The 21054-nt window shown below is 45.2% G+C and carries 19 protein-coding genes; 11 read left to right on the top strand and 8 right to left on the bottom strand.

Translation table 11 applies throughout. The features are described 5' to 3' along the window. Positions 1-93: 93 nt before the first annotated feature. Complete coding sequence (nadC, locus tag FTU44_RS11255) at positions 94-945, bottom strand: carboxylating nicotinate-nucleotide diphosphorylase (protein WP_100534555.1); 852 nt, start codon at positions 943-945, stop codon at positions 94-96. Positions 946-1125: 180 nt separating this feature from the next. Between nadC and ampD the strand changes: the two genes are divergently transcribed. Next, positions 1126-1722, top strand: coding sequence for a 1,6-anhydro-N-acetylmuramyl-L-alanine amidase AmpD (ampD, locus tag FTU44_RS11260; protein WP_005173355.1), 597 nt, complete (start codon positions 1126-1128; stop codon positions 1720-1722). Between the two features lie 54 nt (positions 1723-1776). Then, on the top strand, positions 1777-3327 hold the full coding sequence (gene murJ / locus FTU44_RS11265) for a murein biosynthesis integral membrane protein MurJ (protein ID WP_171255753.1): 1551 nt from the start codon (positions 1777-1779) through the stop codon (positions 3325-3327). 110 nt (positions 3328-3437) lie between these two features. Here the strand turns inward: murJ and FTU44_RS11270 are convergent, their stop codons facing one another. Then, entirely contained in the window at positions 3438-3596 is a 159-nt protein-coding gene (locus FTU44_RS11270) for a DUF1328 domain-containing protein (RefSeq protein WP_004647174.1), read from the bottom strand. A gap of 188 nt (positions 3597-3784) precedes the next feature. Here FTU44_RS11270 and FTU44_RS11275 point away from each other — a divergent pair, with 188 nt between their 5' ends. Beyond that, on the top strand, positions 3785-4240 hold the full coding sequence (locus tag FTU44_RS11275; protein WP_171063370.1) for a YcgN family cysteine cluster protein: 456 nt from the start codon (positions 3785-3787) through the stop codon (positions 4238-4240). A gap of 17 nt (positions 4241-4257) precedes the next feature. Here the strand turns inward: FTU44_RS11275 and FTU44_RS11280 are convergent, their stop codons facing one another. Next, entirely contained in the window at positions 4258-6396 is a 2139-nt protein-coding gene (locus FTU44_RS11280; protein WP_180050742.1) for an EAL domain-containing protein, read from the bottom strand. Positions 6397-6660: 264 nt separating this feature from the next. Here FTU44_RS11280 and FTU44_RS11285 point away from each other — a divergent pair, with 264 nt between their 5' ends. Then, the gene (locus FTU44_RS11285) at positions 6661-7935 is read left to right on the top strand and encodes a replication-associated recombination protein A (protein WP_005173345.1); all 1275 of its coding nucleotides are present in this window, start codon (positions 6661-6663) and stop codon (positions 7933-7935) included. A 337-nt stretch (positions 7936-8272) separates the two neighbouring features. Here the strand turns inward: FTU44_RS11285 and purC are convergent, their stop codons facing one another. From purC to dapA, 3 genes are read right to left on the bottom strand one after another with little or no spacing between them, the layout of a single operon-like run. Then, a complete protein-coding gene (gene purC, locus FTU44_RS11290; RefSeq protein ID WP_005173343.1) occupies positions 8273-8992 on the bottom strand; it encodes a phosphoribosylaminoimidazolesuccinocarboxamide synthase in 720 nt (239 codons plus the stop codon). Between the two features lie 37 nt (positions 8993-9029). Further along, positions 9030-9635 carry a lipoprotein-34 precursor (NlpB) gene (locus tag FTU44_RS11295; protein WP_180050745.1) on the bottom strand — a complete coding sequence of 202 codons (606 nt, stop codon included), beginning with the start codon at positions 9633-9635 and terminating at the stop codon, positions 9030-9032. Between the two features lie 14 nt (positions 9636-9649). Further along, positions 9650-10549 (bottom strand): 4-hydroxy-tetrahydrodipicolinate synthase, encoded by a 900-nt coding sequence (dapA, locus tag FTU44_RS11300; RefSeq protein WP_180050748.1) that lies wholly within the window; start codon positions 10547-10549, stop codon positions 9650-9652. 724 nt (positions 10550-11273) lie between these two features. Between dapA and mhpT the strand changes: the two genes are divergently transcribed. From mhpT to FTU44_RS11315, 3 genes are all read left to right on the top strand, one after another. Then, complete coding sequence (gene mhpT, locus FTU44_RS11305; RefSeq protein WP_005173339.1) at positions 11274-12479, top strand: 3-(3-hydroxy-phenyl)propionate transporter MhpT; 1206 nt, start codon at positions 11274-11276, stop codon at positions 12477-12479. A gap of 195 nt (positions 12480-12674) precedes the next feature. Next, positions 12675-13304 (top strand): bifunctional nicotinamidase/pyrazinamidase, encoded by a 630-nt coding sequence (pncA, locus tag FTU44_RS11310; RefSeq protein WP_005173338.1) that lies wholly within the window; start codon positions 12675-12677, stop codon positions 13302-13304. Positions 13305-13432: 128 nt separating this feature from the next. Next, entirely contained in the window at positions 13433-14407 is a 975-nt protein-coding gene (locus tag FTU44_RS11315) for a bile acid:sodium symporter family protein (protein WP_005173337.1), read from the top strand. A gap of 128 nt (positions 14408-14535) precedes the next feature. On the opposite strand, the gene FTU44_RS11320 is transcribed toward FTU44_RS11315, so the two are convergent. Beyond that, positions 14536-15789, bottom strand: a complete 1254-nt coding sequence (locus FTU44_RS11320; RefSeq protein ID WP_005173336.1) for a hypothetical protein — start codon at positions 15787-15789, stop codon at positions 14536-14538. A 77-nt stretch (positions 15790-15866) separates the two neighbouring features. Here FTU44_RS11320 and serB point away from each other — a divergent pair, with 77 nt between their 5' ends. From serB to FTU44_RS11335, 3 genes are all read left to right on the top strand, one after another. Further along, positions 15867-17087 carry a phosphoserine phosphatase SerB gene (gene serB, locus FTU44_RS11325; RefSeq protein ID WP_005173334.1) on the top strand — a complete coding sequence of 407 codons (1221 nt, stop codon included), beginning with the start codon at positions 15867-15869 and terminating at the stop codon, positions 17085-17087. 416 nt (positions 17088-17503) lie between these two features. Continuing rightward, positions 17504-17839 carry a ciprofloxacin tolerance protein AciT gene (gene aciT / locus FTU44_RS11330; RefSeq protein WP_074383829.1) on the top strand — a complete coding sequence of 112 codons (336 nt, stop codon included), beginning with the start codon at positions 17504-17506 and terminating at the stop codon, positions 17837-17839. 140 nt (positions 17840-17979) lie between these two features. Further along, positions 17980-18459, top strand: a complete 480-nt coding sequence (locus FTU44_RS11335) for an SCP2 sterol-binding domain-containing protein (protein ID WP_100329538.1) — start codon at positions 17980-17982, stop codon at positions 18457-18459. A 304-nt stretch (positions 18460-18763) separates the two neighbouring features. Here FTU44_RS11335 and dtd read toward each other — a convergent pair whose 3' ends face one another. Continuing rightward, the gene (gene dtd, locus FTU44_RS11340; protein ID WP_100534550.1) at positions 18764-19204 is read right to left on the bottom strand and encodes a D-aminoacyl-tRNA deacylase; all 441 of its coding nucleotides are present in this window, start codon (positions 19202-19204) and stop codon (positions 18764-18766) included. A gap of 228 nt (positions 19205-19432) precedes the next feature. On the opposite strand from dtd, the gene FTU44_RS11345 reads away from it, so the two are divergent. After that, a complete protein-coding gene (locus FTU44_RS11345; RefSeq protein WP_180050751.1) occupies positions 19433-20947 on the top strand; it encodes a catalase in 1515 nt (504 codons plus the stop codon). Positions 20948-21054 lie beyond the last annotated feature (107 nt).

Raw genomic sequence — 21054 nt, forward strand, 5'->3', positions numbered from 1 at the left:
GGTCTAAAATAGAAAATTGAGCAAAATATATGCAAAAAAATTTCTAAAAATCAGAAAAGGGTGCTTCGCACCCTCAATGGTCATCTATCGAATTTAGGCTTCAGCATTAAATCGCATCGATAAATCCACAGCTTTGACATCTTTGGTCAAAACACCCATCGAAATATAATCGACACCGCTACTGGCAACTTCACGTAAATTATCAATGGTGATATTGCCAGATGCTTCCAGTTTGCAGCGGCCGGCCACATGCTGTACTGCCTCAATCATTTGCTGCTGGCTGAAATTATCCAGCATCACGATATCCGCATTGGCCTCTAAGGCCTGATTCAACTCATCCCAGGTTTCCACTTCCACTTCGACCGGTTTGCCCGGCGCAATCTGGTGTGCCTTGGCAATCGCCTGAACAATTCCGCCAGCGGCCATAATATGATTTTCTTTAATCAAAAAGGCATCGAATAAACCCAGACGATGATTCTGCCCACCACCAATGGCAACGGCATATTTTTGTGCAATACGCAGGCCAGGAAGGGTTTTACGGGTATCCAGCAGCTTGGTATTTAAGCCATCCAATTGTTTGACATAATGCGCTGTTTTGGTCGCAACGGCAGACAGTGTCTGGACAAAATTCAGCGCAGGACGTTCCACAGTCAATAAACTGCGTGCAGAACCGGCCAGTTTCAGGAAAGTTTCATTGGCTTGAACCTGATCCCCCTCATTTTTTAGCCAGATCACTTCAACACTTGGATCATAGGCCTGAATCAAGGCATTCACCCAAGGTTGCCCGGCCAGTACCATATCTTCACGGCTGATGATCGTGGCAGTGGCCTGTTCATCTTCAGGGGTCAGCAGGGCAGTAATATCACCGTCACCAATATCTTCTGAAAGTGCCTGTTGGATATTGATCTGAATCGACTGGTCTAGCAACGCTTGAGATATGCGCATGAGTATTTCCGTATCTTTTAAGCCGTGAAAATTGCGCATTATCTTAGCACTGTTACATAAAAAATGAGCGATTTTTCCTACAGTCTGCCGGGATGAATTGAGATTTATGCCTGAAAGTTTTAGCATGAAGCCGGCTGCAACCCTGATCGTGCAGATTTTATTTTTGGAGAGAATGGTTTTATGCAACAGGCAGCCGAGTTTCAGGTTAAGAATGGACAACTGATGGGCGCACGTCACATTCCCTCTCCCAATTTTAACCAGCGTCCGGACAATACCGAGATTCAGCTCATTGTAGTGCATAACATCAGTCTGCCACCCTCACAGTTTGGCGGCGGTTATATTGAACAGTTTTTTCAAAATCAACTGGATTGGTCAGTCCATCCCTATTTTCAAAGCATTGAAGGGATGCAGGTTTCGACCCATCTGCTGATTTTACGTTCTGGTGAGGTACTGCAATTCGTCAATTTTAATGACCGTGCCTGGCATGCTGGACGTTCGACCTATTTGGGTAAAAAAGAATGTAATGATTATTCGATTGGCATCGAGCTGGAAGGCAGTGACGACTTGCCTTTTGAACCGGTACAGTATGCCGCCTTGATCAAAGTCACTGCCTGTTTGCAAGATTATTATCCTAAAATTCAGCAGCATATTGCCGGACATTCGGATATTGCCCCGGGCCGTAAGACCGATCCGGGACCGTATTTTAACTGGGCTGATTTTCGTTGCCAGTTACAGCATTATAAAAATACCTCAACTTCGCTTGAGGGATGCAATTAAGCAATGAACTTCTGACAGAGGTTTCATTACAATAGCCACAAATTTATACATTAGGTGAATAGGATGGCGCTTTGGCGTTCGACCGTCATTGTCAGTGCGATGACCATGTTGTCACGTGTACTGGGATTGGTTCGAGATATTGTTTTACTGAATGTCTTTGGTGCGGGTAAGGACTTCGATACCTTCGTGGTCGCATTTCGTATCCCAAACTTTTTCAGGCGATTATTTGCTGAAGGGGCATTTTCACAGGCCTTTATTCCGGTTTTGACCGAATACAAAACCAGTCGTACCCATGCCGAAGTGCAGATTCTGATTAGCCGGGTATTTGGCTGTCTGGCAACGGTAATGAGTCTGCTGACCATGTTCGCAGTGATTGCTGCACCGTTGATCATGTATATCTATGCGCCCGGTTTCCATAGCGATCCTGAAAAATTTGCCTTGGCGACTGACATGTTCCGCCTGACCATTCCTTATTTACTGTTCATGTCACTGACGGCTTTTGCCAGCAGTATTCTGAACAGTTATGGTTCTTTTAGTACACCGGCCTTTGCACCGGTCTTGCTCAATGTGGCCATGATTGCTGGCGCGCTCTGGCTGACTCCGCATATGGCAGAGCCGATTATGGCACTGGGCTGGGCAGTCATCATTGCCGGTATTTTACAGCTGGCGATTCAGATTCCTGAACTGTGGCGTAAAAATCTGCTGATTCCACCTAAAATTGACTTCAAGCATGAAGGCGTGGATCGCATCATGAAGTTGATGCTGCCGGCTTTATTTGGTGTATCCGTCACGCAAATTAACCTGCTGCTGAATACCATCTGGGCTTCATTTATGCAGGATGGTTCGGTGTCCTGGCTGTATAGTGCCGAGCGCATGACCGAGTTGCCGCTTGGCCTGATTGGTGTAGCGATTGGTACTGTCATTTTGCCATCTTTATCGGCACGACATACCGAGCAGAATCCAGAAAAATTCCGTGGCATGATGGACTGGGCCGCTAAAGTGATTGTAATGGCAGGTTTACCGGCCAGTATTGCCTTGTTTATGCTGTCGACCCCGATCATTCAGGCCCTGTTTGAACGTGGTCAGTTCAGCTTTGAAGATACCCAAATGACGGCTCTGGCGCTGCAATGTATGAGTGGTGGTGTGATTGCCTTTATGTTGATTAAAGTCTTTGCCCCGGGTTTCTATGCACAGCAGGATACCAAAACACCGGTGCGTGTCGGTCTGATGGCTGTGGCTGCCAATGCAATCCTGAACGTGATTTTTATCGGTATTTTCAAGCTGATTGATTGGGAAGCAGAACATATGGCACTGGCACTGGCATCGACCGGTTCAGCCATGGTGAATGCCGGCCTGCTTTATTACTATCTGCATAAGCGTCATATTTTCCGCTTCGGCCCGCACTGGAAAAAAATCTTCCTGCAATTCATGTTTGCCAATGTGGTGATGATCGCAGCTTTGGCTTATGCCTTAAGTTGGTACAATGCCGATGTGTCGCAATGGATGCGTGTCGCAGAAGTACTCATCTTGTGTGTCATTGGTGTGGTGGCCTATCTGGCGGCCTTGCTGGCGGCAGGTTTTAGACCGCGTCATTTAAAACCTTAAGTGAATATTGAACTTGATATTCGCTTAATAAAGCTATAAAAAAACAAGAGCCAGAAGGCTCTTGTTTTTTTCGAAGGATCATACTTGCTTCGACTCAATCTAAACTGAATCTAGACCTTACCGCGGGAAAGAAATCCAACGATCGCAAGAATCACCGCAATTACTAACAAGATAATTGCAAAATCCTTAGATAAGCCTGCTACTCCACCGAAACCAAGTAGACTCGCAATTAATGCAATAACAGCAAAAATAATAGCCCAGCGAAACATATATATTCTCCATGTGTTTTTATTTTCAAATTTAGTATAGAAATAAACGATTCCAGCGACTGTTAGTGTTTTGTTGACGAACTGTCTATGATTTAACAATAGTTTACGTGATGGTAATAAGAATTTGAGCGGTAGGTCTGCGCGGTTTGGGCTGCTATAATCAGCTGATTTTTGAGTGCGCCGACCTGATCATGACCGATACTTTACGTCCCGAATTTTGGAAAAACTATGGCCTTGCCGAACTCACGCAAGCCGAGTGGGAAGCCTTGTGTGATGGTTGCGGACTCTGTTGCCTGATTAAACTGGAAGATGAAGATACCCAGGAAGTCGCTTATACCAAAGTGGCCTGCAAACTGCTGGATTGTACGACTGCGCGTTGCTCCAATTATCCAGAGCGTTTGCACTATGTGCCAGACTGTATTCAGCTCACGCCAGAAAAATTGGAAACGATTCACTGGTTGCCTTCAAGCTGTGCTTATCGCCGGGTCGAGCAGGGCAAAAGCCTGCCATCCTGGCATTATCTGATCAGCGGTTCACGGGAAAGTGTGATTCAGGCACGCAAGTCGGCAGCAGGGCGCTGCCTGAGTGAAGCCGACATTCCTGAAGACGACATCGAAGACTATATCGTGCGTTGGGTGCGTTAATTTGCCGCGATAAGTAGCTATTGATTTGCCGGCTGCAGTAGGGCCTGAGCCGAAGCACCGGCCATCGGACGATAGAAATAAAAGCCTTGTCCAATCTGACAGTCACAATGGATCAGGGTATCGAGTTGTTCGGTATTTTCGATGCCTTCGACCAGAACATCCAAAGCAATACTGGAACCAATCTGGGTAATGGCTTTGACAATCGCCAAGGCGGACGGGTCACTGTTCATACGCTCGACGAAGTTGCGGTCAATTTTGATGCAATCCACCGGATAGTCTTGTAAACGGGTTAGTGAAGAATGTCCGGTGCCGAAATCATCCAGTGAGATCTGGATTCCGGCCTGTTTCAGCAGGTTCAGGGCCCGGATCACATAATTGGCACCATGCTCGGACAGACTCTGTTCAGTAATTTCCAGTTCCACCTTATGCGCAGGAATATCAAAATTGGACAGGCGGGCCAACATTTTTTCAGCATAGTCATCGCGCAAAAATTCAACCGGTGCAGCATTGATTGAAATCGGTAACAGATCCAGTCCTTGGGCCTGCCAGCGACTCATATCGGCAAAGACTTTCAGTTGCATGGTTTCACTGATACGTGAGGCCAGCTCATAGTCCTGAAAGGCACCAAAAATCTCGGAAGGCAGTTGCACCTGCTGATCCTGATCTTGCCAGCGTAACAGTGCTTCAAAACCAATCACCACACCATCAGACAGACGGACTTTGGGTTGATAGTAGGGAATGATCTGATCGGCCAGAATAATCTTGCGGGCCAAAGTCAGCTGCTTGGTCATATTTTCCAGCGAACCACACATGTCCTGATTAAACATGCGGATGCCGCCACGACCACTATTTTTCAGATCATTTAGAGCAATATCGGCACATTTCAACAGGTTCGAAGTATTTAATGCATCACGTGGATAGATAGCACAGCCAATACTCATGGCACTGCTGATACTGTCGCCAATATAATTGATCGGTTGATCCAGCTGGCTATAGGCCAGTTGTGCCGTGGCCAGCAGCTGTTCTTCACTTTCCAGATTTTTCACCAGAACTGCAAATTCATCTCCACCCAAACGGGCCACAATGGTATTCGGGCCGAAACAGGCCTGGAAACGCTGACCCAGAACATGGAGTAGATGATCGCCAGCAATATGACCTAGGGTGTCATTGATGTGCCGGAAATAATCCAGATCAATCAGCAGTAGACCCGCCTTGGTCTGCTGTTGTTGCGCTTTCAATAGCACCTGTTTAAAGGTTTTATAGAAGGTACTGCGATTATACAGACCAGTCAGTTCATCTCGTTTAATGGCTTCTTTTAAGCGGGTTTCTGCAATTTTTTGCTGACTGATATTGCGTGAGACACAGAGGATGCTTTGGGTAATATTGTGCTGATCCAGAATTGGGGTCAGCAGATGATCCCAATATTGGATCGGCTGGTCTTTGCTCTGAGTTTTACTAGAAAAACGGCTATTTAAGCCTAGGGCTGCCTGTTTCAGTGCGCGTTGTCCGGATTTTCGGGCTTCAGGTGCTAAACGGTTCAACCAGGACAATGAACTGTCCTGAGCCTGCGCGACGGTTTCGGTTTCCGCAATCAGGCCACAGCACTGGTTACTATGCCGAATTTGACCTTCAGGACTGATAATATGGATGCAGTCTGCGCTGGCATCCAGCATATTTTCCTGGGTTGAAACGATTTGGGACAGTTGTTGCTGGATTTCAAAATAATCATGTACATCGGTCAGTGAAACCGCCCACTGCAACAGATGTTCAGGTTCATGATGAAATTTTACCGCCAGCGTACACATGCGATAATGTGTATCGCTGCGTTTAATCCGGCATTGGGTTTCAAAATTCTGATGCTGATCCAGTGCCGCATGCCACAGCTTCGAAAACAGCTGTAAGTCCTCGGTATGAATGAAACTCTGCCACGATATATTGCCCGGTTCATTCAGGTTCACACCAAGATAATCGGTCATGGCGGCGTTAAAATAGTGCAGATGTGTTTTGCTACTGACCCAGAGAGGTTGGGGTAAGGCATCAATCAGTTTTTGAAGCTGAATTAATTCAGACAGATGAACAGGGGTTGAACTCAGTGATGTTGCCAGCAGAGGTTCCGACTGGCTCACAGCTCCCTGTTCAAATTTATCATGCTTCATGCATTCACCAATACAACCCAAAAAATACCCAAAGGGCGACATAAGTTTCTTTTAATTAGAATAAACAATATGAAAATTACACTGTAATTAATTCACAATTAATCATGTTCAAATTACTTGCTTTTATGAAGATTAATTCATTCAGAATTAAAAAAATAGAGGATTTCTACATAAATTAATTTTTTATGCTTTATGTTTGCAATCTTGGAATCAAAACTGCTGGTGTTAGAATGAGATCAGAATTTAGTTTGAGCCAATAATAACATGTCAGATAGTCATATCCCGCTTCCAGAACGCTTAAGACCACGTGACCTTGCAGAGATTATCGGGCAGGAACATTTGCTTGGGGAACAGGCGCCCTTACGCCAGATGATTGATCAGGGTCATCTACCGTCGATTATTTTCTGGGGACCACCCGGCGTTGGAAAAACTACCATTGCCTTACTGTTGGCACAAGCGGTAGATCGGCCTTTTATCAGTCTGTCTGCCCTGAATACCGGAGTGAAAGAGCTGCGTGAAGTGATTGCCGATGGTGGTGATCTGCTGACGCCAGTGGTGTTTATTGATGAAATTCACCGCTTTAATAAATCCCAGCAGGATGCACTGTTAAATGCGGTCGAAAAAGGGAAAATTACCTTAATTGGTGCCACTACCGAAAACCCGTCTTTTGAAGTGAATAGTGCCTTATTGTCACGTTGTCAGGTGTATAGCCTGAATGCGTTGAGTGCGGAATCGATTCAGACTCTGCTCACACAAGCCTTGCAAAATGACCGTTTTTTGCAGGAACGACATATCCTGATTGAAGAATTTGATGCCTTGGTGCAGTTCGCAGCAGGTGATGCCCGTAAAGCATTGAATTTACTTGATCTGATTGCCAGTACTTTTGAACCGGATATGGAAAATATCATCACCAATGCAGGGGTGGTGAAAGTGGCACAGCAAAATATTGCCCGTTATGACAAGTCCGGTGAACAGCATTATGATCTGGTCTCGGCTTTTATAAAATCAATTCGCGGCAGTGATCCCGATGCAGCGCTGTACTGGATGGCACGCATGCTCAAAGGCGGTGAAGATCCGGTATTTATTGCCCGCCGTATGCTGATTGCAGCTTCTGAAGATATCGGTAATTCCAATCCGAATGCCTTATTGCTGGCGGGTGAATGTTTCCGTTCGGTGCAGGCCGTCGGCATGCCGGAATGCCGGATTATTTTAGGACAATGTGCGGTGTATTTAGCCACCAGTGCCAAAAGTAACAGCACCTATCTGGCAATTAACAAGGCGATGGAGCTTGCAGATAAAACCTCGAATTTGCCGGTGCCTTTGCATTTGAGAAATGCACCGACCAAGCTGATGAAAGAACAGGGCTACGGGGTGGATTATCTGTATCCGCATCATTATCCTGAGCATTTTGTGCTGCAAGACTATATGCCGCCAGAACTGAAAGATACCAAACTGTATGAGTCGGCACGCAATAAACGTGAAGTTGAAGGAGAGCGCTTACAGCAACGCCGTTGGCAACAACAGCAACAGCAGCAATAATATCAGTACACAAACAGATTAAACTCAGGCAAAAAAAAGCCCAATTCAAGGCGAATTGGGCATAAATTAGGATGTTTTTTCAAGGGAGAGAACATCCTAGAGGGTAGGCGATCAATCTGGTCGGCAAACCTTGAGTTAAATCAATCAGCTCACTGATTTGCCTGGTATGTGATGATATTAAGCCATAGGCTTTCCAATGTAAAAACGATCATTTTCATCTGTAATATTTGTTTTTTCGATTAAAGCTTAAAAGGTCAATCTGGCCCAGCCACAAAAAATCAGGGATAAAAAAACCGAGCTGTTGAGCTCGGTTTTTTTGAAGCAATGGACTACGCCATTAAATGTTGTCGAGGTTAATACCTAAACGGCCCGCAACTTCTTCATAGGCTTCAACCACACCGCCTAAACCTTGACGGAAACGATCTTTGTCGAGTTTTTTCTTGGTGTCTTTGTCCCATAGACGGCAACCGTCTGGAGAGAATTCATCACCCAAAACGATACGGTCATGGAATACACCGAATTCAAGTTTGAAGTCGACCAGAATCATGTTGCCGGCATCAAACAATGCTTTTAGCACATCATTGACTTGATAAGTCAATTCTTTCATTTTTTCCAGTTGCTCAGCAGTCGCCCAACCTAAAGCAATCGCTTGCGATTCATTGACCATTGGATCGCCAAGCGCATCGTCTTTAAAGAACAATTCGAATGTAGATGGAGTCAGTTCTTTACCTTCTTCAACACCTAAACGGCGGCATAAAGAACCAGCTGCATAGTTACGAATCACACATTCAACCGGGATCATATCCAGTTTTTTCACCAGCACTTCATTTGGAGTCAGCAGTTTTTCAAAGTGAGTTTCAATACCCGCTTCTGCCAGCTTTTCCATGATGAAGGCGTTAAAACGGTTGTTCACCTTGCCTTTACGATCTAGTTGCTCGATTTTTTCGCCATTGAATGCAGAGGCATCATCTCGAAAGACTAAAATCAGATGGTCTGAACTGTCTGTGGTGTAGACAGATTTCGCTTTACCAGTATAGAGCAAGGTTTGTTTTAACATGAGGGAACCTTTTACAAAAAAAAATGCCTAGAAATGTCTAGGCTGGCCAATTTTGGTAAATCTGGTTGAGCAGTTCTGCGGCTTTTTCACGGTCGGCAAAACTGTTATCGGCATTGAACACAGCGAGGTTATTACTTGAACCGACAGAAGATAATCTTAATAGATAGGTTTGCTGGTCGACCCGAATCGTGACTTCGTAACGGTTTTTGTTCTGCGCAACGATGCTATGATTCAGGCTGCTGAGGGTGGCAAGCGTATATTGCCAAATTGTAGCAGAATTTCCGTCAATTTTAAGCAGCGGATTAAGATTTCCGTCTGTGACCAACTGTGGTTTACCAACAGCATTGCTTTCAGTCAGCTCAGCTTGAGCGGTGTTTTCAGTCTGGGCCTGAGGGCGTGGCAAGGCAAAACGGTTGCCACGCTGGTTTTCAAGCTTCGGTGCATTTTCAATTGCAAGCGGATCGACTGTTGGAGCAGGATACAATGGCGTTGCAGGACGTACCATGGCGCCTTCAGGATATTGTAAAGCGTCCAGAGTTGTAGTTTCTTTATAGTCTAAAGTGCCGTTATTAAAGGCCATTGAACTACAACCTGCCAAACTGAATACTGAAAGTGTAAGGCTAAGTCCTAAACGTAATTGCATAATCTTGTGCTCTTTTATTTAATAACGCCCGCTTCGACCAGTGCTTCATGAAGCGGAGCGCGATATTGTTCTGCAAGTGGTGTTAATGGAAGGCGAATGCCAGTACCAATTAAGCCCATGTCATGGAGTGCCCATTTCACAGGAATTGGGTTTGATTCGCAAAATAAAATATTGTGTAAATTTGCAACCTGAGCATTTAACTGTTCAGCGTCTGTAGCATTACCTGTAATGGCAGCGGCACACACTTCACTCATGGCTTTCGGAGCCACATTCGCTGTGACCGAGATATTGCCTTTGGCGCCATGACTCATCAGCTGATATGCCGTTGCATCATCACCTGAGTAGACCACCATGTCTTTGTCTTTCAGACCTTGCAAGAGTTCAGCACCACGCGGTACATCGCCAGTCGCATCTTTAATCCCGACGATTTGTGGAATATCGGCCAGACGAATCACGGTTTCATTCAGCATGTCGACACCGGTACGGCCAGGGACATTATACAGAATCTGCGGAAGATCGACCGCTTCAGCCACAGCTTTATAATGCTGGTACAGGCCTTCCTGGGTCGGTTTGTTATAATAAGGCGTCACCAGAAGAGCAGCATCGGCGCCGAGTTCTTTGGCTTCACGGGTAAGTTGGATGGCTTCACGGGTCGAGTTTGCGCCTGTGCCGGCAATAATAGGAATACGTTTGTTGGCCACACGAATGATTTCTTTGATCACCTGGGTGTGTTCACTCATGCTCAGGGTCGAGGCTTCGCCTGTCGTTCCAACGGCAACAATACTGTTGGTGCCCTCTGCAATATGCCATTCAACCAGCTTCTCGAGACCCTTCCAATCTACGTTGCCATCTTCAAACATAGGGGTGACGATTGCGACTATGGAACCTTGAATGGTCTGTGCTTGCTGAGTCATTTTAAAAAACTATCCTATTTGTCCATCCGAAAGGAATGAGAAAACATAAATTGGGATGGATTTGTATTTTGATTTATAGCAAATTCAATGGACTTGCGCTGAATTGAAGATTGCTTATGCAAATTATGACTGATCAAACGCATAAGAACAATATGCTTTAGTCAAAGCCACTCAATTCTTTATACAAAGCCTTTTGAAAACAATCAAGTAATAAATTAGATGATTTATCCGGCGAAATACCGCGGTCAAACTGCGACTTAAGTCCCGGCTCAGCGAGATATTGTTGAATTTTGTCTGCAAAATTAGCTCGATTTGAGTAAAAATCTCGGCCAAGTCGTGAATTTCGTTGTTTTTAGCTGCTAAATTAATATTTTTATTGAATGAACCTATATGTAAAACATCTTTGTCTGGGGGCTAAGCTGATGTAAACAGATTAAAAAATTGAATCGATTAATCTTTTTTTAATATCAATGAATTGCATGATATTTTTCTAATCGGTTGGTTTTTTAACTTGATGTATAAGTCTTAAAGTATAAATTTTGAATTTTAAAACTTTTTGATTAATTGCTTTTGCGACTTTATCGCAAGGTCTGTTAGATGGAGCTGCTTCAGCTGCTGTGGGGATATCCAAGTAAAACGTTCAACTTATTGATAGTTATTTCTGCGCTCAGGCTCATAGATGATGGTCTTTCTTTTGTAACGCTGATTGAACAAGGATAATCCAATGGAAAAATCAGACAATAAGCATGCTATCGTCACGGTCGCGATCTGTTTTCTGATAGCGGTGATTGAAGGCTTGGATATTCAGGCTGCTGGTATTGCTGCAGCCGGTGTGCGTGAGCACTTCGGTCTCGATAGTTCCCAGTTGGGTGTGTTTTTTAGTGCAGGGATTCTGGGTTTATTACCCGGTGCACTGATCGGCGGTCGATTTGCAGACCGTATCGGCCGTAAGAAAGTGTTGATCTGGTCGACAGCAACATTTGCCATATTCACTTTATGTACAGTCTGGGTCAATAGCTTTAACAGTCTGCTGGCAGTACGTTTTCTGGCCGGAGCAGGTCTGGGCGGTGCGATGCCGATTCTCATCACACTCGCTTCTGAAGCGGTATCGCCGCAAAATCGTGGTCGTGCAGTCGGCTTGATGTATTGCGGTATGCCTGTGGGTGCTGCGATTTTATCTTTAATTGCTGCGACTGAATTTGGTGCCAACTGGAAAAATGTTTTCTATCTGGGCGGCTTGTTACCGATTTTTGCAATTCCATTGATGATGCTATTTTTGCCTGAATCGAAGGAATATCTGAAAACACAGAACAAAACTGCAGCAGAACTTGCCGTTGCACCACAAGGTTCATTTAAGGACCTGTTTAATTCGGACAACCTGTTACGTACCATGTGCATCTGGATCAGCTACTTCTTTACGCTGATGGTGGTTTACATCATGTTGAGCTGGTTACCCTCATTGTTTATGGAACTTGGCTTTAGCCGTAAGGATGGTTCAACCGCACAGTTCTACTTCATGGTCACGGCGACGATTGGTACAATTATCCTGGGTATGCTGACCGATCGCTGGAAAAAAGCGTATGTGATCCTGTTGATGTACGGCGGTATTCTTGCAGGTCTATTGGCACTAAATGGTGCAAGCTCACTGAACCAGATGTATATGGCAGCAGCATTGGCAGGTGCCTTCGTAATTGGCTGTCAGGGTGTACTTTATGCCTTCGGTAGTATCGTGTATCCAACAGAAGTGCGCGGTACCGGTGTCGGTGTTGCTTCTGCAGTCGGTCGTATTGGTGCCATGCTAGGCCCAGTCATCGCAGGTCAGCTCCTGGTGGCAGGTTTTGGTGCCGCAGGGGTAATTACAGCCGCAATCCCATGTATCATCATTTCTGCACTGTGTATGCTATTCCTGGTGAACCGTACCAAAGTGTAATAGGCCAAGATTTGAAAAAGCCTGCTTTTGCAGGCTTTTTTGTGTTTAAAATTCAAGGAATCAGATCCGCAGTGCGGTTAAAAACAGGCAGAATCAGAATATGCAGTCACAGGGTTTTTAGCAGCCGCTCTAAAAATCCGATAACAATTTGCGCTATGCTTGGACATAAATCGAGATTTCAATGGATGAAAATACATGCAAAATAATATCGCATTGCTGGTCGTAGATGTACAAAGAGGATTTACCCCAGGGGGTAATCTGGCAGTGGCCAATGCTGACCAGATTATCCCCAATATCAATTTATTGGGGCAGTATTTTCAAAATATTATCCTGACGCAGGACTGGCATCCAGAAAACCATATTTCTTTTGCAGACAATCACCCCGCTAAAGCGGCTTATGACAGCATTCAGCTGGATTATGGCACTCAGGTTTTATGGCCAAAGCATTGTGTGCAGGGGACAGTAGATGCCGAGTTGCATCCGGATTTAAATTTACCGCAAGCGCAACTGATTATCCGCAAGGGTTTTGATTCCCGGATTGACAGTTATTCCGCCTTTATGGAAGCAGATCAGAAAACCACAACCGGTTTGGCCGGCTATCTGCGTGAACGTGGTATTGATACGGTATTTGTGGTTGGGATTGCTACCGATTTCTGTGTGGCTTGGACCGCCATCGATGCCTGCAAACTGGGCTTTAAGACCTATGTCATTGCCGATGCCAGCAAGGGCATTGATCTGAATGGTTCCTTGCAACATGCCTGGCAAGATATGCTGGCGCATGGGGTAAAACGCATCTATACCAAAGATATCGTTCAGCCGGTTTAAAATTTTATCATGATGCGCTTCGGATATTTATTTGATCTTCGGCGCATTTAAATCTTCAGATTTCTGGTATTGAGAGATGCCTGTTTTATCTTGTTATTATTCTCCCTTTGTACCCCTGGATGAACCCCATGTCAGCCTTGCTCCAGTTTAGCCAATTTGTCCAAAAAACCTTTGCTTTATGGGTGCTGCTGTTTTCCGGCATTGCCTTAATGCTGCCCGAGGGCTTTGTCTGGTTACGCGCTTATATTCCATGGATGCTGGGCATCATCATGTTTGGTATGGGCATGACCATGACCGTAGGCGATTTTAAAAGTGTGCTACAAAGTCCGAAAGCTGTCGGGATTGGGGTCGTGGCCCAGTTTGTAGTGATGCCGGGTCTGGCTTTTCTCTTGTGTCAATTGTTCCAGTTGCCGCCGGAAATTGCGATCGGGGTGATACTGGTCGGTTGCTGTCCGGGTGGTACTGCCTCCAATGTCATTACCTATATGGCCAAAGGCAATACTGCTCTGTCTGTGGCCTGTACTTCCGTCTCAACCTTATTGGCTCCGATTCTGACCCCTGCGATTTTTTATCTCTTGGCCAGCCAATGGATCGAGATCAATGCCTTATCCATGCTGGTGTCGATTCTACAAGTGGTGCTATTTCCAATTCTTCTGGGCTTGATTGTACGGAGTCTGCTCAAGCAAAAAGTAAATGCCTATATTCAGGTGATGCCGCTGATTTCTGTGATTGCCATTGTCGCGATTGTGGCAGCAATTATTGCCGGCAGCAAAGCTCAGATTTTGCAATCTGGACTACTGATCTTGGGGATTGTGGTCTTGCATAATGGTCTCGGTTATTTGCTGGGTTATTGGGCCAGTCGTATCTTTAAGCTGGCGGAAATAGACTGTCGTGCGGTATCGATTGAGGTGGGAATGCAGAATTCGGGTCTGGGTGTGGCTTTGGCTGCGACCCATTTTGCAGCTTCTCCACTTACGGCTTTGCCCAGTGCAATCTTTAGCTTATGGCACAATATTTCAGGGCCAGCTCTGGCCACCTATTGGGCAGCCAAAAGCAGGGTAACGACATTAGAGCCAAAGCAAAATCTGGATACAGACAGCTAGAGTTTTAAAATGCGGCAGTGATTTTAATTGCTGCAAGGCGCTGAATAATAGAACTTGACCAGTAACAGCTTAAAAATTCTACGCATAAAAAAGCCCGATTTAAAGTCGGGCTTTGTACTGTACAACCTTTATGAGGCTTTGGACTGTTTGGATTTTAAAATCTCGGTTCTAAAAGTCTGTGCCAGTTCAGCCGTTTCTGCATCCATGCCATTTACCACAAAGGCATGACGGGTCAGGACATTGGTTGGATTCGGCATACTGACCAGCTGGAAATGTTCGCTCACATCTTTCAGCAAGCTATTCGGGACATGTAAGGCACTTTCTTTTGCGACCAGGTGCTGGCTAAGACGCTCAGAGGCCTGCACCGAGCTGAGCTGCATCTCCTCGACTTTAGACGCAATTGCACTACGGGTTTGCAGTACAAAACGTTTTTCTTCACGATAGCGTTTATACAGTACCTCCGAGAGTAACTGGAATACCGCACTGATCATGGTCAGGCAGGCCAAGGCATTTGGCTTGTCTGCCGCAATGCTGATAGTGGCACCTTTTTCATCAAATTTATGCACAGTACTAATATCACTGCCATTCAGTTTGTAGCGCTGCACACAGAGTTCAGTGGCTTTATTCAGGAAAATCTGACACAGGTTGAAATAAGGCACCGATACGGTTTTATTCACGCTATCGAGTAACTGTTTTGGATCATAGAACTGGATATTCAAGCTCAGGCTATCGCTTTCCAGTACAGCTGGCTTATGTTCTTTTTCTTTGGCTTTATTTTTTACTGCCTGCTGGGCTTGGGCAATGGCCAGCGCAGCATTGTGCTTTTCCTGTTCCAGAGCTTGGGTCAGGGTCTGAATCTCGAATTTTAAACGGGATTCATTGTTAATGCGTGCCAGATATTCGGTTCGGCTAGGACGCGCGATCGCGCGGTACGCCACCCAAATCAAAGCATGAATAATGAAAGAGAACAGAATCGCCAGCCATTGCGTCCGCAGAATTTCACCCATACTTGGCTCAATCAGGGTGATTTCAATCAGACCGACTTTTTTCTCGTTTTGCAGTGCATCACGGACAAAAACTTCACCATCACGAGTTTTGGTCAGTCCACCGGTGGCTAAAACCTGACCTTTCGCATCCAGAATTCGAATCGAAGCCACACTCGGGTTGGTCGCATAACGATTTGCCAGCAAAGCCAGAGAAACACGATTGGCGGGTTCCAGCTCGGACAGGCTGTCTGTCACCAGTTGACTGGTGATCAGCTGCCCCTGACTGGTGCGGTTTTCATTCAGTTGGTGAGTGGTTGCCAATACCAGTAAAAAGGTATGCAGAGCAAAACTTACAATCAATAGGCTAGCAAATAGCCCTTGTCTAGGCGCATTCAACGTAAACTTCCAAGGCAATTCTGTTCAATTTCGATTATGATTCTAACAATAGTTGTAGCTCAGACCCGAGTCAATTCATGCGAGAAATCATTCTTATATCATTTTTAGGACCTGACCAGCCTAATCAATTTACACGATTAATGCAGGTTTTGTCCGCCCATTCCCTACAGATTTTAGATGTGGGGCAAGCGGTTATTCATAATCAGTTAACCTTAGGTATTGTTGTAGCGTCTGATGACCAAACGGCGACAGCATTAGCCATGAAGGAAATCCTGATTCTAGCACATGATATCGGGTTAACTGTGCGCTTTAAACCGATCTCTGCGACTGAATATGATCAGTGGGTCAAAGAGGGTGGGCGCACACGTTATATCGTAACGGCATTGGCCCCTGAATTAAATGCCTCTCATTTGCAGGCCGTGACCCAGATTGTCTCGGCTCAGGGTTTTAATATTGAAACCGTAACCCGTCTGTCTGGCCGTCCGGCCCTGGATGGCAGCAGTACCGGTCCGAAACGTGCCTGTATCGAATTTGGTTTAAAAGGACAAATGCTGGATGCCGCAGCCATGCGTGCTGCCTGTTTGCGTTTGTCCAGTGAACTGAATGTCGATGTTGCGGTTCAGGAAGACAATGCCTATCGCCGTAACCGCCGTCTGGTCTGTTTTGATATGGACTCGACCCTGATCGAACAGGAAGTGATTGATGAACTGGCGATTGAAGCAGGAGTCGGTGCGCAGGTTGCTGAAATCACCGAACGCGCCATGCAAGGTGAACTTGATTTTCAGGCCAGTTTCCGTGCCCGTGTGGCTTTATTGAGAGGCATGGATGCATCGGTACTGCCGAAAATTGCCGAGCGCCTGACCATTACCGAGGGTGCTGAACGCCTGATTTCGACTTTGAAAGCATTGGGTTACCGTACTGCAATTCTGTCGGGTGGTTTTCAGTACTTTGCCGAATATCTGCAAGGCAAACTGGATATTGATGAAGTGCATGCCAATGCGCTTGATGTTCAGGATGGTGTAGTCACGGGTGAAGTCAAAGGTCATATTGTCGATGGCGCGCGTAAAGCTTTATTGCTTGGCGAAATTGCCAAAGAGATGGGAATTTCCCTGGAACAGACCATTGCAGTCGGTGATGGTGCCAATGACTTGCCAATGTTATCGATTGCAGGACTCGGTGTGGCTTTCCGTGCCAAGCCACTGGTGCGTCAAAATGCCACGCAGGCGATTTCCAGTGTCGGTCTGGATGGGGTGCTGTATCTGCTCGGGGTACACGATAAAGACCTGAATCAGGCATAAACACTCGTTTGGATAGATATAAACGCGACCTCAGGGTCGCGTTTTTTGATTGCCTTTGGACCAAGGTGACCAAGCCAGCAGAGAAGATTGACTATAAAAACATCGATCATCTTAAACGGAAAAATAATTTTTTCAGTCAATAACAGCCCTGATAATTTTGTAATGACACGCCAACATTGACACAGTCATTGATCCACAAAAATGCCAAAAGCAAAAAATGTAATGACAATATAATATCGCGACAAAGTATGTCGTGAGACCAGATCACAGGACTTTTTTTATGCAAAAAACTCAGCATAATGCAGGCATAGAGATACAAATCAACAGATTCCATTTTATTGATTGAACGAAATTCAATAGATAGAACCGTTGCAATATCAAACAGGCAAACTATCTATTTGGATGGAGGGGTTTATATGGTAACAGCGAATTTAGCAACGATCGTGGGCTTCAGTTTAGTCGCTGCAGCTGTAGTTGCTGTGTTCTTCTCGCCTTATCGTCGCTGGTTGAGTTTTATGGCAGCCGGGATGTTGGTCTGGGGCTTGATTGAGATGATTCGTGTAGGCACACAAGCCTGGTTTGATCTGCCAATGACCTATAGTTATCTGAGTGCATTGACAGCAGTCATGATGGTGGTCACTTTCTTATTATTGCGTGAAGACCGTCGTGCAGAGCGTGCCTTGGCAAAACGCCGTTGTATCGAACATACGCCAGTCTATGAAGATGATCAGCAGCAGCTTTCGAGCCGTTAAGTCTAAAAATCGCAAAGAAAAAATGCACCCACGGGTGCATTTTTTAGCTTAGAAATATGATACAAACTGCTTAATCAACCTAGCCAAGAATTATGCTAGGATATTTGTCAATTTTCGTACAATTAGAATAGGCATCCTCCATGAAACTGTCGTCCATTCCTGTGTTAAAACTTCCTCTTATTGATATGAGTACAGATCCACTGGACTTGTTGGTCGCGGGTCTGGCTTTACGTATGAAGCAATTGGCACGTACCAGCCCAAAATTTATTGAACTGGTACATGAGCGTCAATTCCGGATCCAGATTGGCACAGATGAAGGTATGGCACGTCAGATCATTGTCAATAATGGCCAGATTGATACGGTTTCAGGTGATGCAGAGAAAGCAGATTTTGTATTGCAGTTTGCTGATAGTGAGCAGGGTGTAAAGACCTTGGTCAAAGGTGACCCGACAGCATTCATGACCGGTATGCAAAGTGGTACCATCAAAATGGAAGGTGACTTTGGCCTGCTGGTCTGGTTTAACCAGGTGGCGAAGATGATTCCACCCAAATTGCCCAAACCGGTCAAAGAAAAAATTAAATTTGCCCGGGCGTTTATTAAAGAAAAAACGGGTAAATAAAACTCTGCTCCTGACTTCCTCTCCTTTTTCAAGGAGGGCTGAGGGCAGGATTCAGCCAGTTTCAATCTGGGTAATGCCAGTCAGTTAGGGAGTTTAGATCTAAGCTCCTTAATTTTTTAAATCTTTTGCAGAAACAATTATTTTCTAATCTTGCGGTACAATACACCTGATGCCCCAGACCGTTGGGGATGAGGTTTCCAGTTACCCCATATCATTATGAATAACAATAATAAAAAACCAGACAGTTTCCTGCCTGATCTCGATTACTGAATCTGAGGGCTTTTTAATGTGGAAAATAATGTCGCTATTCAACTTCTAAATTAAAGGTCACCGGCCCATCATTGACCAAATGTACTTTCATATCCGCCGCAAAAATACCAGTTTGTACATGTTCAAATTGTGACTTTGCATAGTCAACCAGTTGCTCATACAGCTCTTTTGCAGCAGCAGGTGGCATGGCAGGGCCAAAATCTGGACGTAAACCTTTTTGGGTTTGCGCCATCAGGGTAAATTGTGAAACCAGCAGTAAACCGCCTCCAGCCTGGCTGATATTCCAGCCCATTTTGCCCTGTTCATCATCAAAGAATCGGTATTTCAATATCTTATCAATCAGCTTTTTACCTTTTTCCAGATTGTCGTCCTTGCCCAGACCCAGAAAAACCAGAATTCCCTTATTTATTTCGCCCGTAGTTTCACCCTCGACCACGACTTTAGCTTCTAAAACTCTTTGTAATAAGGCACGCATTTTACATATTGACTGATAACGATAGATGGGCGTGATTGTAACAAGAATAAAACCTGAAGCAGTATCAGAGACTGATTTTTATGAATTTTAAATATTTGAAAATCAATTGATTAATTTTTATAAATTCATTAAAACGATTGAAGTGATAAAAATAATCTGTTTTAACAATTTTTAGTTTTTATATATCTTAGCACCTGCAGGAAAGGTAATAAATTGAGAGATTTAGAAATGTTTAAGCGTTCATTACTGGTTGCAATGCTTGCAACTGTCACAGCCACACAAGCTGCTCCTCTAACTAAAGACAATGGCGCGCCAGTCGGTGATAACCAGAACTCAATCACAGCAGGCCCAAATGGTTCAGTCTTGCTTCAAGACGTTCAATTGGTACAAAAACTACAACGTTTTGGTCGTGAGCGTATTCCGGAGCGTGTGGTACATGCGCGTGGTACAGGGGCGTATGGTGAATTCGTTGCAACTAAAGACCTGTCTGACTTAACAATTGCTTCTCTATTCAAGACTGGTACTAAAACTCCAGTTTTTGTCCGTATGTCTACGGTAATTCATGGTAAAGGTTCACCGGAAACCCTGCGTGACCCGCACGGTTTCGCGATCAAGTTTTATACTCAAGAAGGGAATTGGGATCTGGTCGGTAACCAGACACCGGTATTCTTCATCCGTGATGCGATCAAATTCCCGGACTTCATTCATGCAATGAAGCCAAGCCCGGTGACAAACGTACAAGATGCCAACCGTGTATTTGACTTCCTGTCGAGCCAGCCATGGGCTACCAACATGCTGACTTATGTGTACGGCAAACAAGGTGTGCCCACCAGCTACCGCGAACAGGACGGTTTCGGTGTACATGCTTACAAGCTATATAACGACAAGGGCGAATACAAATATGTGAAATTCAACTTCCGCTCGCAACAAGGCGTGAAGGGTTTGAATGTGAAAGAAGCTGCCGTGCAACAGGGCAAAGACTTCAATCACTTGACCAATGATCTTTATAACAACATTTATGCCGGCAACTTCCCGAAATGGGATCTGTATATCCAGGTACTGGATCCAAAAGATCTCGGCAAGTTTGATTTTGATCCACTTGATCCCACCAAGATCTGGCCAACTGACTTAGTTCCAGAAGTGAAAGTGGGGACATTGACCCTGAACCGCATGCCAAAGAATTTCTTCAATGAGACTGAACAGTCGGCATTTGCACCAGGTAATCTGGTTCCGGGTATTGAGCCATCGGAAGACCGTCTGCTACAAGGCCGTATCTTCTCTTACTCAGATACGCAAATGTATCGTCTGGGTGTGAATCACCAGCAAATTCCGGTGAACCGTCCAGTGGTTGCTGTAAATAACAACAACCAGGAAGGTTATATGAACGTGTCTGAGCGTGATTCGGATGTGAACTATGAGCCAAGCCGCAAAGAGCCAAAAGCTGCAACTGCAAAAGCACGTGCGGTACAAACACCATTATCGGGTCATGTACAGCAAATCGGTGTGAAAGAGCAGAACTTCAAGCAGGCAGGTGAGCTGTACCGTTCGTATACTGCCAAAGAGAAAGATGACTTGATTATGAACCTGGCTGCGGACTTAGGTGCAGTAAAAGATTCAGAAACCAAGCACATCATGTTGTCTTATTTCTACAAGGCAGATACCGACTACGGTACACGTATGACCAAAGCGGTGAAGGGCAACATCGCAACGGTCAAAGCCAAAGCAGCACAACTCAAAGACTGATTTTGATTGGTCGATCAGGATTGGTGACTAGGGTTTAAGAATTCACCTCCGCAAAGTCCTGTAGAACTCCAAACCTTTCCTGCACCCTAGGGGGAGTTCTACAGGCA

This window comes from Acinetobacter sp. YH12105 (assembly GCF_013419095.1).
Taxonomy (GTDB): Bacteria; Pseudomonadota; Gammaproteobacteria; order Pseudomonadales; family Moraxellaceae; genus Acinetobacter; species Acinetobacter pseudolwoffii.